10 protein-coding genes and 4 tRNA genes are annotated in these 13,418 nt (G+C 69.8%); 8 read left to right on the forward strand and 6 right to left on the reverse strand.

The genetic code is table 11. From position 1 onward, the window contains the following. Positions 1-141: 141 nt before the first annotated feature. Together ACFVV1_RS33535 and bldC are read left to right on the forward strand one after the other, a co-directional pair. Positions 142-987, forward strand: a complete 846-nt coding sequence (locus ACFVV1_RS33535) for a hypothetical protein (protein WP_384456882.1) — start codon at positions 142-144, stop codon at positions 985-987. A gap of 523 nt (positions 988-1,510) precedes the next feature. After that, on the forward strand, positions 1,511-1,717 hold the full coding sequence (gene bldC / locus ACFVV1_RS33540) for a developmental transcriptional regulator BldC (RefSeq protein ID WP_003949541.1): 207 nt from the start codon (positions 1,511-1,513) through the stop codon (positions 1,715-1,717). 572 nt (positions 1,718-2,289) lie between these two features. On the opposite strand, the gene ACFVV1_RS33545 is transcribed toward bldC, so the two are convergent. The 3 genes from ACFVV1_RS33545 to hrpA all read right to left on the reverse strand — a co-directional run bounded on the left by ACFVV1_RS33545 (position 2,290) and on the right by hrpA (position 6,793). Then, positions 2,290-2,523, reverse strand: a complete 234-nt coding sequence (locus ACFVV1_RS33545; protein ID WP_389997236.1) for a DUF6274 family protein — start codon at positions 2,521-2,523, stop codon at positions 2,290-2,292. Between the two features lie 147 nt (positions 2,524-2,670). After that, a tRNA-Asp gene (locus ACFVV1_RS33550) sits at positions 2,671-2,745 on the reverse strand. Between the two features lie 115 nt (positions 2,746-2,860). Further along, positions 2,861-6,793, reverse strand: coding sequence for an ATP-dependent RNA helicase HrpA (gene hrpA, locus ACFVV1_RS33555; RefSeq protein ID WP_389997238.1), 3,933 nt, complete (start codon positions 6,791-6,793; stop codon positions 2,861-2,863). A 156-nt stretch (positions 6,794-6,949) separates the two neighbouring features. Here hrpA and ACFVV1_RS33560 point away from each other — a divergent pair, with 156 nt between their 5' ends. The 3 genes from ACFVV1_RS33560 to ACFVV1_RS33570 are packed head-to-tail and all read left to right on the forward strand — an operon-like array spanning position 6,950 to position 9,086. Beyond that, positions 6,950-7,363, forward strand: a complete 414-nt coding sequence (locus ACFVV1_RS33560) for a hypothetical protein (RefSeq protein WP_389997240.1) — start codon at positions 6,950-6,952, stop codon at positions 7,361-7,363. 59 nt (positions 7,364-7,422) lie between these two features. Beyond that, positions 7,423-8,241, forward strand: coding sequence for a DsbA family protein (locus tag ACFVV1_RS33565; RefSeq protein WP_389997242.1), 819 nt, complete (start codon positions 7,423-7,425; stop codon positions 8,239-8,241). Then, complete coding sequence (locus ACFVV1_RS33570; protein ID WP_389997244.1) at positions 8,238-9,086, forward strand: cytochrome c biogenesis CcdA family protein; 849 nt, start codon at positions 8,238-8,240, stop codon at positions 9,084-9,086. Before ACFVV1_RS33565 ends, ACFVV1_RS33570 begins: the two co-directional genes overlap by 4 nt. A 38-nt stretch (positions 9,087-9,124) precedes the next feature. Here ACFVV1_RS33570 and ACFVV1_RS33575 read toward each other — a convergent pair. The 3 genes from ACFVV1_RS33575 to ACFVV1_RS33585 all read right to left on the reverse strand — a co-directional run bounded on the left by ACFVV1_RS33575 (position 9,125) and on the right by ACFVV1_RS33585 (position 9,409). Further along, positions 9,125-9,201 (reverse strand) — tRNA-Phe (locus ACFVV1_RS33575). A 22-nt stretch (positions 9,202-9,223) separates the two neighbouring features. Next, positions 9,224-9,298: transfer RNA gene (locus ACFVV1_RS33580), tRNA-Asp, on the reverse strand. A 38-nt stretch (positions 9,299-9,336) separates the two neighbouring features. Further along, a tRNA-Glu gene (locus ACFVV1_RS33585) sits at positions 9,337-9,409 on the reverse strand. A gap of 328 nt (positions 9,410-9,737) precedes the next feature. On the opposite strand from ACFVV1_RS33585, the gene ACFVV1_RS33590 reads away from it, so the two are divergent. From ACFVV1_RS33590 to ACFVV1_RS33600, 3 genes are all read left to right on the forward strand, one after another. Next, entirely contained in the window at positions 9,738-10,088 is a 351-nt protein-coding gene (locus ACFVV1_RS33590) for a metallopeptidase family protein (protein WP_389997247.1), read from the forward strand. Positions 10,089-10,313: 225 nt separating this feature from the next. Then, positions 10,314-10,916 (forward strand): hypothetical protein, encoded by a 603-nt coding sequence (locus ACFVV1_RS33595; RefSeq protein ID WP_389997249.1) that lies wholly within the window; start codon positions 10,314-10,316, stop codon positions 10,914-10,916. Between the two features lie 209 nt (positions 10,917-11,125). Beyond that, positions 11,126-13,285 (forward strand): DEAD/DEAH box helicase, encoded by a 2,160-nt coding sequence (locus tag ACFVV1_RS33600; protein ID WP_389997252.1) that lies wholly within the window; start codon positions 11,126-11,128, stop codon positions 13,283-13,285. The last annotated feature ends 133 nt before the right edge of the window (positions 13,286-13,418 follow it).

Here is a 13,418-nt window from a genome sequence, read left to right on the forward strand (position 1 = left end):
CTCCTGAAGGTGGGGAGGGCCGCGGACCGGCCGGCACGGCCGGTCCGACTGGGCAAGAGCGTAAGTCCTACGCGCACGTAGATCTGTTCCAGTGCCGAGGATCACCCCCCGGCGGAGTACGGGCATGACACGATTTGCTGCATGTCGGTGGTGTCTTCGGTGCTCGTCCCTTACGCGTCCTACCTCCGGGTGTACGAGCCGCTGGCCGCCTTCCCGGAGTCCGAACGCGCCCACTGGGCCCGCTACGCCGGACGCTCGCACATCCCCACGGCCCAGGACGAACTGCGCCGCTCGCTGGCCGACTTGGTGGCCACGCCGCCGGTCGGCGTGCCGGTGCACGAGAGCGGGGACGCGTTCGTCGCCGAGGTCGACGGTGTGGTGTGCGTCTGTCCGTGGCGGACCAGGCTGCGCGGCTGGCTGGCGCTGGACGAGCTGATGGAGATGTTCCCGGGGCCGGTGCTGGACGCGGTGCTGCCGCCGGTGGTGCGCGGGCAGGCGGTCGCGGACCACGAGCGGTGGGCGGAGCGCAATCCGGACGCCAGGCCCTGGATCCTCTCCTCCGTGTGGCAGGTCCCGGTGCGCTGGTTCGTGCTCTTCTCCGACGAGGAGCGGGAGTACACGGCGGCGGGCGAGGACGGTGAGCCGCCCGTGCTGCGTTACCGGACGCCGATGGTCCAGGCCCGGCGCCGGCTGGCCAGGACGCTGAAGACGCTGCGCGAGACCGTGGACGACGGCCCGCTGACCGAGGGGCTCGTGGACGTGGGGCGCTGGCTGGAGGAGTTCCATCCGCGCGCACTGGTCGAACTGGACTACGGCGGTCTGGTGCACGCGCTGCCGGCGGAGCAGCTCGCCGGGGACCGGTCGGCCGCCGATGTGGCCGAGGGCATCGCGGCGCTGCGGGCCGGCGACGCCGAAGGGGCGAGTGAGGCGTACGGGCGGCTGGCGGAGCGCTGGCGGGCAGTGAAAGACCGTCAATTCGCGAACTGACAGGGCCTCGTCCGCGTCTGAACCTGTGTCCCGTGTGACACGTGAGGCTGAAGAGGCGGGAGCCTACCTCAGTGGTCGTAGGACCTACGTCCTGAACCGGGCCTTTGCCTCAAGCGTGACGGATAGCACTAACGGGGCTCTTGCGCCCTTCCCTACTCCTCGTGCCAAAATAGGACAAGGAGTCCGGGGAGGGCTCCATCCGTCCAACTAAGGGCGGATCGCTCAGCATTGCACGCTATGGGGGGTCTGGTGACTCCTGATCGCTCTGTGACTGATCGTCACAGTGGTGTGACTGTCCGCTATGGCATGGTCCATCGGCTTCCGTCGCTGATGAACACCTGGGAGGGCAATTCCATCGGTTTGGCCGACGTGGCTGGACGGATGGTGTAGTTGTAGTGCCGAGGACAAGCCGTTCGTCCTATAACCGACTCGGCCCGCGTCCGCCATTTCGGGCAACGTGGGTCAAGGTGCAGAATTTAGAGGAAAGAACCGAGATGGTTCGGTTCTCCCGAGGAGGCCGCTCATGACCGCTCGCACCCCTGATGCCGAGCCGCTGCTGACCCCGGCTGAGGTTGCCACGATGTTCCGCGTGGACCCGAAGACGGTTACCCGCTGGGCCAAGGCAGGCAAACTCACGTCCATCCGCACGCTCGGTGGACATCGCCGGTACCGCGAGGCAGAGGTCCGCGCACTGCTTGCGGGTATTCCGCAGCAGCGCAGCGAGGCCTGACACACCCCCTGTCGCCGCGTCACAACTGGGCGTTCGGGTCCCCCAACCCGCACATGCCCACCCATAGCTCCAAATGACGGGCGCCCGCCCCAACGGGCGCCATACCTGTGCCGTGGGTACGTCATTCGATCGCGCTGGACTCCGCCGGGTCCAGCGCGATCTTTTTTGTGCGCTCGCGGTCCTGGGATCCTCGTGATCGTCCTGTGGCCTTCCGGTGGCCCCGCGGCCCTCGACGGCCGTGCCCTCCGGGGCGGTTCCGGACGGCTCCCGTGCCGTTGAAAACCGGGCGTCCGGTTGGCTCCGGCCGGGGGTCGGCCAGAATGCCGTGCGAGCTTGCGCGGGTCTGTGCGGGAGTGTTCCCGGCCGCTCCGGGGAAGCCGGGACGTGACGATCCGGAAGGTCCCGCGACGCTTCCGTCCGAGGGGTGCAATTGCACATATTAAATTCGCCAGTTGTAGGAAGGGTGTAAGGTCACCTCTTCTCAAAACTCACTCAGTGACTCCCGTCACACTGCATGGGTCTTGCCACGTACGAGCCTGCCACCTTCAGGAAGCGGGTCGCCTCGCCATTGGTCACCCGGTCGAGGGACTTTCGTCCCGGGCCTTCGAGGCCCCCTCCTGGCGCCGCGCGGGCCGGACCGGCGGCTCGGACGGGGGAGTGGCCCGGGAGGCCGCCACAGACCCCATGGCGAGCCGCAGAAGCCGATGGCGGACCGGACAGTGGCGAGTGAGGTGGCGAAAGCCGGAAGCGGCGGCCGGATGGGCGCGCAGGAGCGCGCGGATCTCGTGTCCGGCGGACGCCGTCATACGCCCCACCTCCTGGTGGGCCGCCGCCCCGCGCGGAGGGACGCGGAGGAACAGGGGCAGCCCTGCTGTCTGAAGTACTCGCCGGCAGTCGCCGGAGTCAAGACGCGCGAAAGCCCGGATCCAGATGGATCCGGGCTTTCGATACTGCGGTCCTGACGGGATTTGAACCCGCGGCCTCCACCTTGACAGGGTGGCGAGCACTCCAAGCTGCTCCACAGGACCAGGTTTTCGCGGCTGCCTCGCGGCTGGCTGCGAAGACAGACTGTACAGCAGGTCAGAGGGTCCGGTCGACCTCACCGAAGGTGGTGACTCCGTTACGGGCCCGGACGGGGCGCGCTCACGGCGCCGCCGCGTCGATCGCCTTCACGATCCGCTTGTCGGAGACGGGGTAGGCCGTCCCCAGGGCGTGCGCGAAATAGCTGACCCGGAGCTCCTCGATCATCCAGCGGATGTCCAGGACCTCCTGCGGCACGGGCCTGCCCTGCGGCATCTGTTCGAGCAGCCAGGCGTACTCGTCCTGCATCTCGTGGACCTTCTCCATGCGCGTGGTGTCGCGCTGGACGGCCGTCGGCATCTGCTGGAGCCGGCGGTCCGCGGCGACCAGATAGCGCATCAGGTCGGGCAGCCTGCGCAGCCCGGTCGCGGTGACGAAGCCCGGTGGCACGAGTGCCGCGAGCTGGTTGCGTACATCGGTGACGTTGCCGACCAGGACCAGGCTGTTGGTGGCCTTCAGGCGCCGCTCGCAGGACTGCCAGGCGGCCAGCACCTGCTGGACCTGCTTGACCGTGTGCTCGGTCAGGGCGACGAGGTCGGTGCGCACCTTGTCGTACAGCTTCCGGAACGACTCCTCGTCCCACGCCGGGCCGCCGTGCGCGCCGATCAGCCGGTCGGCGGCCGCCGTCGCGCAGTCCTCGAAGAGCGCCTGGATGGAGCCGTGCGGATTGCGGGACAGGGCCAGCTTCTGCTGGTTCGTCAGCTTGTCCGAGGCGAACTTCGCCGGATTCACCGGCACGTTCAGCATGATCAGCTTGCGGGTGCCGAGCCACATCGCCCGCTGCTGCTCGGCCTCGGTGTCGAAGAGCCGTACGGCCACTGTGCCCGCCGCGGCTCCCTCCTGGTCGACCAGAGCCGGGTACGCCTTCACCGGCTGCCCGGCCCGCCGGGTCTCGAAGACCCGGTCCAGCGTGCCGATCGTCCAGTCCGTGAGGCCCGAACGCTCGATGGACTCGCCCGTGGGCCCCGCGGTGGCCGCGGCGGCCTTGGAGAGGGCCTGACGGGCCTTGGGGCGCAGCTGGAGCTTCAGCGCCTCCAGGTCCTTGTCCTCGGCCACCTTGCGGCGCCGCTCGTCGACGATCCGGAACGTGATCTTCAGGTGGTCCGGGACGCGGGTCAGGTCGAAGTCGTCGGCCGTGACCGGGACGCCGACCATGCGCTGGAGCTCACGGGCGAGCGTGACCGGGAGCGGCTCCTGCAGCGGAACGGCCCGGTCCAGGAACTTGCCCGCGTAGTCCGGCGCGGGGACGTAGTGCCGGCGGATCGGCTTGGGCAGCGAGCGGATCAGCTCGGTGACCACTTCCTCGCGCAGACCCGGGATCTGCCAGTCGAAGCCCTCTGCGGTGACCTGGTTGAGCACCTGGAGCGGGACGTGGAAGGTCACACCGTCGGCGTCCGCGCCGGGCTCGAACTGGTACGTGACGCGGAACTTGAGCTTCCCCTGCCGCCAGGAGTCCGGGTAGTCGTCCTTGGTGACGGCCCCGGCCTTCTCGTTGATGAGCATCGAGCGCTCGAAGTCCAGCGCGTCCGGCTCGTCGCGGCGCTTGTGCTTCCACCAGGAGTCGAAGTGCGCCCCGGAGACCACGTGCTCGGGGATGCGCTGGTCGTAGAAGTCGAAGAGCGTCTCGTCGTCCACGAGGATGTCGCGGCGCCGGGCGCGGTGCTCCAGCTCCTCGACCTCGCCGAGGAGTTTGCGGTTGTCGTGGAAGAACTGGTGGTGCGTCCGCCAGTCGCCCTCGACCAGGGCGTTGCGGATGAACAGATCGCGGGAGGTCTCGGCGTCGATACGGCCGAAATTGATCTTGCGCTGGGCGACGATCGGCACCCCGTACAGCGTGACCCGCTCGTACGCCATCACCGCCGCCTGGTCCTTCTCCCAGTGCGGCTCGCTGTAGGTGCGCTTCAGCAGATGCTGGGCCAGCGGCTCGATCCACTCCGGCTCGACCCTGGCGTTGACCCGCGCCCACAGCCGGGACGTCTCGACCAGCTCGGCCGACATCACGAACCGCGGCTGCTTCTTGAAGAGCGCCGAGCCGGGGAAGATCGCGAACTTGGCGCTGCGGGCACCCAGGTAGTCGTTCTTCTCGGTGTCCTTCAGACCGATGTGCGAGAGCAGCCCGGCCAGCAGCGAGGTGTGCACCGACTGCTCGGGCGCGTCCTCCTCGTTGAGGTGGATGCCCATCTGTTTGGCGACCGTACGCAGCTGCGCGTAGATGTCCTGCCATTCGCGGATGCGCAGGAAGTTCAGATACTCCTGCTTGCACATCCGGCGGAAGCTGGACGAGCCGCGCTCCTTCTGCTGCTCGCGGATGTACCGCCACAGATTCAGGAACGCCAGGAAGTCGGACGTCTCGTCCTTGAAGCGGGCGTGCTGCTGATCGGCCTGCGTCTGCTTCTCGGAGGGCCGCTCGCGCGGGTCCTGGATGGAGAGCGCGGCCGCGATCACCATGACCTCGCGCGCACAGCCGTTGCGCTCGGCCTCGATGACCATGCGGGCCAGACGTGGGTCGACGGGCAGCTGCGAGAGCTTCCGGCCGAGCTGGGTGAGCCGCCTCTTCGGATCCTTCTCCTCCGGATCCAGCGCGCCGAGCTCCTGGAGGAGCTGGATGCCGTCGCGGATGTTTCGGTGGTCCGGCGGGTCGATGAAGGGGAACTTCTCGATGTCGCCGAGGCCGGCCGCGGTCATCTGCAGGATGACGGAGGCGAGGTTCGTACGCAGGATCTCGGGGTCGGTGAACTCCGGACGGGTCAGGAAGTCGTCCTCGGAGTACAGCCGGATGCAGATGCCGTCCGACGTACGGCCGCAGCGGCCCTTGCGCTGGTTGGCGCTGGCCTGCGAGATCCGCTCGATCGGCAGCCGCTGGACCTTGGTGCGGTGGCTGTAGCGGGAGATCCGGGCATTGCCCGGGTCGATCACGTACTTGATGCCGGGAACGGTCAGCGACGTCTCGGCGACGTTGGTCGCCAGCACGATCCTGCGCCCTGTGTGGCGCTGGAAGACCCGGTGCTGCTCGGCGTGTGAGAGGCGGGCGTACAGGGGGAGGACCTCGGTGTGGCGGAGGTTCTTCTTGTTCAGCGCGTCCGCGGTGTCGCGGATCTCGCGCTCGCCGGAGAGGAAGACCAGGACATCGCCCGGACCTGCCGACTGCAGCTCGTCGACGGCGTCGCAGATCGCGGTGATCTGGTCGCGGTCGGAGTCGTCCCCCTCTTCTTCGAGCAGGGGGCGATAACGGACCTCCACGGGGTACGTACGCCCGCTGACCTCGACGATCGGCGCCTTGCCGAAGTGGCGCGCGAACCGCTCGGGGTCGATCGTCGCCGACGTGATGACGACCTTCAGATCGGGGCGCTCGGGCAGCAGCCTGGCCAGATAGCCGAGCAGGAAGTCGATGTTCAGCGACCGCTCGTGGGCCTCGTCGATGATGATCGTGTCGTACGCGCGAAGCTCGCGGTCCGTCTGGATCTCGGCGAGCAGGATGCCGTCCGTCATCAGCTTGACGAACGTCGCGTCGGGGCTCACCTGGTCGGTGAAGCGGACCTTCCAGCCGACCGCCTCGCCCAGCGGGGTCTTCAGCTCGTCGGCGATGCGCTCGGCGACCGTACGGGCCGCGATCCGGCGCGGCTGGGTGTGCCCGATCATGCCCCGGACCCCACGCCCCAGCTCCATACAGATCTTCGGGATCTGCGTGGTCTTGCCCGAGCCGGTCTCCCCGGCGACGATCACGACCTGATGGTCGCGTATCGCCTCCAGGATCTCGTCCTTCTTCTGACTGACCGGGAGCTGTTCCGGGTAGGACACGACGGGCATCCGCTCGGCGCGCAGCGCGAGCCGCCCGGCTGCCTTTCCGGCCTCGGTGGCGATCTCGTCCAGCGCGGACTGGCGGGCCTCGGGCTTACGGATACGGCGCGCCCCTTCGAGACGGCGGCCGAGCCGGTGCGCATCGCGGAGCGAGAGCTGCCCGAGCTGTGACTGGAGATCAGCGAAGGAAGTAGACATACGGGTCCCAGGATCGCACCCGGACCCGGTGAACGGCGAACGCATTTTGTGCGTTCCTGGTCACCGGACCGGCACTGCGCGGAGGCGCGGGATCACAGCACGTACCATTTCGGGCAGCTGATCAACCGTTGCCTCTGTCCGGAAAGGCCGGTCGCCGTGTCCGTGTCCCGTACGCAGTGGTGCTGCCTGGTGGCGGTGCTCGCGGTCGTGCTGGGGCTGTTCTGCGGACCGGCGACGGCCGTCGCGGGTGTCGAGGCCGGCGGCGGAAGGCCGGTGGTGTCGGACGGCCCCGTCAAGGGCGCCGTTCCGGACGGCCCCGGGGCGGCCGTCGCGTCGGCCACGGACGGACATGGGACTCCGGGGTGCGGCAAGAGCCGGAAGCGCGAGGACGGCGAGCCGGCTCTGCCGGGCCGGGCCCGCGTGACGCACGACCAGGCGCCCGGCCTCGCCCAGTGGGGTCTGCCTGCCGCCACCGGACAGGGACAGGGCCAGCCACCCGTACGGATGGGGCTGCGCGGCCCCATGTCCGCCGCGCCCACTCCGGTCGAGCTCTCCGTACTGCGGGTGTAGACGGCCCCTCCCGCCCGGCCGTTTCTCATCCCTCCCGCATCGCCAGCACGGAGTCCCGCATGCCCAAGCCCAAATCCTCGCCCTCGTCCTCACGTACGGCGTCGTCGTCCAAGAAGCCGCTGATCTACGGCGCCGGAGTCGTTCTCGCCGCTTCGCTGCTCGGCCTCGTGTCCTACTGGGCCACCGCCCCCGACCGCTCCGGTTCGTCCTCTTCCTCCTCCTCGTCGGTCGCCGATGCCACCACCGACCCGGACGCCGGCGTCTACCCGGAGCTGGCCGGACTCGCCCGGCGTGACGCCGGTGACAAGCTCGCGCAGGGCCGGGTGGACGCGCCCGTCGTCCTCATCGAGTACGCCGACTTCAAGTGCGGCTACTGCGGCAAGTTCGCCCGCGACACCGAACCCGCCCTGGTGAAGAAGTACGTCGGCAACGGCACCCTGCGCATCGAGTGGCGCAACTTCCCGATCTTCGGCGCCGAGTCCGAGGCCGCCGCCCGGGCCGCCTGGGCCGCCGGGCAGCAGGGCCGCTTCTGGCAGTTCCACCGTGCCGCGTATGCCGAGGGGGTCAAGGAGAAGGGATTCGGCAAGGACCGGCTGAAGGCGCTGGCCCAGCAGGCGGGCGTGCCGGACCTCGACCGGTTCGTGCGCGACGCGGACAGCTCCGCCGCCTCCGCCGCGGTGGGCAAGGACCAGGAACAGGGGTACGGGATCGGGGCGACCTCCACCCCGTCGTTCCTGATCAACGGCCGCCCGATCGCCGGAGCCCAGCCGATGGAGACCTTCACCCGGGCCATCGAGACGGCCGCCGAGAAGGCCCGCGGCACCGAGGACGCCAAGACCGGTGGCCACACCGGGGGCGCCGGGGGCGGCGCGAAATGACGGCTGACATCGGCTACTTCGCGGCTTTCCTCGGCGGGCTGCTCGCCCTGGTCAGCCCGTGCAGCGCCCTGCTGCTGCCCGCCTTCTTCGCGTACTCCATCGACTCCACCTCACGGCTCCTGGCCCGCACCGGCATCTTCTACGCCGGTCTGGCCACCACCCTGGTCCCGCTCGGCGCCGCGGGCTCGTACGCCGGACGGCTCTTCTACAGTCACCGCGACGCGCTCGTCCTCGGCGCCGGGTGGCTGATCATCGTGCTCGGCATCGCGCAGATCGTGGGTCTGGGCTTCGCCTCGCGCCGGATCGCCGCGCTCAGCGGCCGGATCCGCCCGACCACCGCCGTATCCGTCTACGCGCTGGGAGCCGTATACGGACTGGCCGGTTTCTGCGCGGGACCGATCCTCGGCAGCGTCCTCACCGTCGCGGCGGTCAGCGGCAGCCCGGTCTACGGCGGACTGCTGCTCGCCGTCTACGCCCTGGGCATGGCCGTCCCGCTCTTTCTGCTCGCCCTGCTCTGGGAACGCTTCGACCTGGGCCGCCGGGCCTGGCTGCGCGGCCGCACCTTCCGGCTCGGCCGCTTCGAGCTGCACACCACGACGCTGCTGTCGGGGCTCTTCTTCATCGGGCTCGGCGCGCTGTTCCTCGCGTACGACGGGACGACCGCGCTGCCCGGGCTGCTGAATGTGGACGAATCGTTCGCCGTCGAGCAGTGGGCCCAGCGCGTCGGCGAGCACGTGCCGGACGCCATGGCGCTGGTGGCCGTGGTCGGGGTGGTGCTGCTGGTGCTGGCGGTACGGGCGTGGCGCGGCCGGGGCGTGAACTCGGCGGACCGGGAAGAGGCCTGACACGGCAAAGGCCCCGTCCATCGGACGGGGCCTTCGGGTGGTGGCTGGGGCCGGGATCGAACCGGCGACCTATCGCTTTTCAGGCGATCGCTCGTACCAACTGAGCTACCCAGCCACGCAGCTCATAAGGGCTGCAGCGGTCCTGACGGGATTTGAACCCGCGGCCTCCACCTTGACAGGGTGGCGAGCACTCCAAACTGCTCCACAGGACCAAGCTGTTGTGCGACTAAGTGTCGCACAAGGTGGTGCGTGCCCCCAACGGGATTCGAACCCGTGCTACCGCCTTGAAAGGGCGGCGTCCTGGGCCACTAGACGATGAGGGCAGAACTGCTTGTGCTGCTGCTTCTGTGTCTGTCGCCCCGGAGGACGTCAGAAGCGTGTGACTCCGCTTCCCCTCAAGAGGTTCCACTTTTCCTTCAACCTCTGGGGTCTCAGAACGGTCAGGCCCTGACCGGCGCCCTTGGGCACGTCGGAGACTGTACTACGGCGTTTCGACGTCAGCCAAACCGAATAGGCGAAGGGGCCGCTCCGGCCGGGTTCTCCGCCTGCGGATGGCGGCTGACCTGGGCCGCCGCCCGTGTCGGACCGGACGGCACACGGTGTGCGGCGCGGTCCGGGGCTCGCCGATCAGGCGTACGGGACAATGGCGGGGTGCTGGAGATGACGCGCGAAGAGTTCGAAGAACTGGTCGCCGAGGCGCTGGACCGGATTCCGCCGGAGCTGACGCGGCTGATGGACAACGTCGCGGTGTTCGTCGAGGACGAACCGGACCCGGGTGATCCGCAGCTGCTCGGGCTGTACGAGGGGACGCCGCTGACCGATCGCGGCGAGTGGTACGCGGGGGTGCTGCCGGACCGGATCACCATCTACCGCGGGCCGACGCTGCGGATGTGCGAGTCGCACGAGGACGTCGTGGCCGAGACCGAGATCACGGTCGTTCATGAGATCGCCCACCACTTCGGCATCGATGACGAGAGGCTCCACGCGCTCGGCTACGGATGAGCGCGCGGGTGCCGTGCGGGCACGGTGCTGTGCGGGCACGGTGTGGGTGGCGCGCGGGAGGCCGAAGGCGTCGTGCGGGGCCCACGGGCGCCGTGCGGGTGGTACGCGGGAGGTGTGCGGGCCGGGGCGGGGCGTGTCCCCGGCGGGGCTACGGGAGTTGGGCACAGCGTCCCCACTCCTTCCCGTACCGACCCGCCCCCTCTTCGTCCCCCGGAGGTGCCTCCCGTGCGCCAGTTCTCCGCCCCCGTCCGATGGGCGTCCGTCATCGCAGTGACGGTCGCCGCGTCCACAGGCTGCATGAGCGTCGGCGACGACGGAGGGAAACCGTCGCCGTCGCCGTCGTCCGAATCGAAGGGCGGCGGGGCCGAGCCGGACGGCGGCACCGTGGCGGGCACGGGCAGCGCCCGCACCGGTGGTGGCCGTGCCGAGGCGCACTCCGAGCGGGAGGCGGCCGAGTCTCCGGAGCCGACCGGTTCCGCCGAGCCGTCGAGCGCCCCCGGCGGCGTACGCCCCGGCGCGAAGCCCGGTGAGCCGGGTGATTCGGGGGCGGCGCCGGGCGGTGGGCCGCCCGCGCCCTCGGCCTCGCAGCCGGGGCCCGGGGTGCCGCAGCGGCCCGAATCCCCGCGGCCGTCCGGGCCTGCCACTCCCGAGCCGCCCGCTTCCCCGGAGCCGGACCCGGACCCGGACCCGGACCCGGAGCCCTCGGAACCGTCTCCGCAGTCGTCCGCCTCGTCGGGGGCTCAGCTCCGTAACGACACGATGAGTGCGCCGGCGGAGCCGTCGCCGATGCGGACGCCGGACGTATCACCGCAGGTGGAGCCGGTGTAGCAGGGGGCCGAAGGAGGGCGGTTTGCGCGATGTGGGGGGGAGTGCGTATGGTGGTAGATCGTTTGATCCCATTGCCCGGCGCCGACACAGAAGCGCGCCGTGTGGCGCGTACTCTCCCTTGCCGTGGCTGGACCGCATTGAGGCGGTCGAAATTGCGAATCACGGAGTTACGGGCGCGTGCCGAGACTCCGGAAGGTTTCGCATTTCGCATGTCGATTTCCAGTTCTGACCACACCGTCATGCCCGAGAACGTCGAGAACGTCGACAACGTCAAGAACGACGAGCTCATCGAGGCCGCCGAGGCCGTCGTCGCCGAGGCCGTTGCCTCCGTCGAGGCCGACGCACCCCGGGCCGAGCAGGCCGACACCGACTCCGGCACCGACTCCGCCGTCGACGCGGACGCCGACGCGGACGCCGAGCCGACCGTCACCTTCGGGGACCTGGGCCTGCCCGAGGGCATCGTCCGCAAGCTCGCGCAGAACGGTGTGACCGCGCCCTTCCCGATCCAGGCCGCGACCATCCCGGACGCCCTGGCCGGCAAGGACATCCTGGGCCGCGGCCGTACCGGCTCCGGCAAGACGCTCTCCTTCGGTCTGCCGACCCTGGCCACGCTGGCCGGCGGCCACACCGAGAAGAAGAAGCCCCGCGCGGTCATCCTCACCCCGACCCGTGAGCTCGCGATGCAGGTCGCGGACGCGCTGCAGCCGTACGGCGATGTGCTCGGCCTGAAGATGAAGGTCGTCTGCGGCGGTACGTCGATGGGCAACCAGATCTACGCGCTGGAGCGCGGTGTCGACGTCCTCGTCGCCACCCCGGGCCGGCTGCGCGACATCATCAACCGGGGCGCCTGCTCCCTGGCGAACGTCCAGGTCGCCGTCCTCGACGAGGCCGACCAGATGTCCGACCTGGGCTTCCTGCCCGAGGTCACCGAGCTGCTCGACCAGGTTCCGGTCGGCGGTCAGCGCATGCTCTTCTCCGCCACGATGGAGAACGAGATCGGCACGCTGGTCAAGCGCTACCTGAACAACCCGGTGAGCCACGAGGTCGACAGTGCCCAGGGCAACGTCACGACCATGTCGCACCACGTCCTCGTCGTGAAGCCGAAGGACAAGGCGCCGGTCACCTCCGCCATCGCCGCCCGCAAGGGCCGCACGATCATCTTCGTCCGTACCCAGCTGGGAGCGGACCGCATCGCCGAGCAGCTCATCGAGTCGGGTGTGAAGGCGGACGCGCTGCACGGCGGCATGACGCAGGGCGCCCGTACCCGCGTTCTTGAGGACTTCAAGAAGGGTTACGTCAACGCGCTCGTCGCGACCGACGTCGCCGCCCGCGGTATCCATGTCGACGGCATCGACCTGGTGCTGAACGTGGACCCGGCCGGTGACCACAAGGACTACCTGCACCGCTCGGGCCGTACCGCCCGGGCCGGCAAGTCCGGTGTTGTCGTCTCGCTGGCGCTGCCGCACCAGCGCCGCCAGATCTTCCGCCTGATGGAGGACGCGGGCGTCGACGCCTCCCGCCACATCGTGCAGGGCGCGGGCGTCTTCGAGCCGGAGGTCGCCGAGATCACCGGTGCCCGTTCGCTGACCGAGGTCCAGGCCGACTCCGCGAGCAACGCCGCGAAGCAGGCCGAGCGCGAGGTCGCCGACCTGACCAAGCAGCTGGAGCGCGTCCAGCGCCGCGCCGGTGAGCTGCGCGAGGAGGCCGACCGCCTGGTCGCCCGTGCCGCGCGCGAGCGGGGCGACGACCCGGAGACGGCGGTGGCCGAGGCCGCCGCCGAGGCGGAGGCCGCGATCGAGGCCGCCGTCTCCGTACCGGAGCAGCCCTCCGCGCGTGACGACCGTCGTGACGACCGCGGCAACTTCGACCGCCGGGACAGCCGTGGCGGCGACCGCGGCGGTTACCGCGGTGGCAACGACCGTCGGGACGACCGCGGTGGTGACCGTGGCGGCGACCGTGGTTTCCAGCGTCGTGACGACCGTTCGTCGGGTGGCTTCCGCCGCGACAACGACCGTCCGGCGTTCAACCGTGACCGTCGTGACGACCGTCCCTCGGGCGGCTTCCGCTCCGGTGGCAGCGACCGTCGGGACGACCGTGGTGGCCGTTCCTTCGAGCGCCGCGACAACGACCGTCCGGCGTTCAACCGTGACCGTCGTGACGACCGTCCCTCGGGCGGCTTCCGCCCCGGCGGCAGCGACCGTCCGTTCAACCGTGACCGTCGTGACGACCGCCCGTCGGGCGGCTTCCGCTCCGGCGGCAGCGACCGTCCGACCGGCCGCCGTGACGACCACCGTGGTACCGGCACCGGCACCAACACCGGTTCCTTCGGCCGCCGCGACGACAAGCCGCGCTGGAAGCGCAACGGCTGAGCGCAGTGACCATGACCTGTTGAAGGTCTGCTGAGAGCGGGCCCGTCCTTCACGGACGGGCCCGCTCTTCTTTTCCCTTCCTTTTCCCTTACGCCACAAGTGGAACTGCTGCTAACATCCGGCGACTTGCCTG

Source organism: Streptomyces sp. NPDC058092 (genome assembly GCF_042884935.1).
Lineage (GTDB): Bacteria > Actinomycetota > Actinomycetes > Streptomycetales > Streptomycetaceae > Streptomyces.

Excerpts from the sequence above, each read along its gene's own strand:
- hrpA (WP_389997238.1), bottom strand. The coding sequence starts at position 6,793 with ATGTCTACTTCCTTCGCTGATCTCCAGTCACAGCTCGGGCAGCTCTCG.
- ACFVV1_RS33600 (WP_389997252.1), top strand. The coding sequence starts at position 11,126 with ATGTCGATTTCCAGTTCTGACCACACCGTCATGCCCGAGAACGTCGAG.
- ACFVV1_RS33545 (WP_389997236.1), bottom strand. The coding sequence starts at position 2,523 with ATGACGGCGTCCGCCGGACACGAGATCCGCGCGCTCCTGCGCGCCCAT.
- bldC (WP_003949541.1), top strand. The coding sequence starts at position 1,511 with ATGACCGCTCGCACCCCTGATGCCGAGCCGCTGCTGACCCCGGCTGAG.
- ACFVV1_RS33570 (WP_389997244.1), top strand. The coding sequence starts at position 8,238 with ATGACGGCTGACATCGGCTACTTCGCGGCTTTCCTCGGCGGGCTGCTC.
- ACFVV1_RS33565 (WP_389997242.1), top strand. The coding sequence starts at position 7,423 with ATGCCCAAGCCCAAATCCTCGCCCTCGTCCTCACGTACGGCGTCGTCG.
- ACFVV1_RS33535 (WP_384456882.1), top strand. The coding sequence starts at position 142 with ATGTCGGTGGTGTCTTCGGTGCTCGTCCCTTACGCGTCCTACCTCCGG.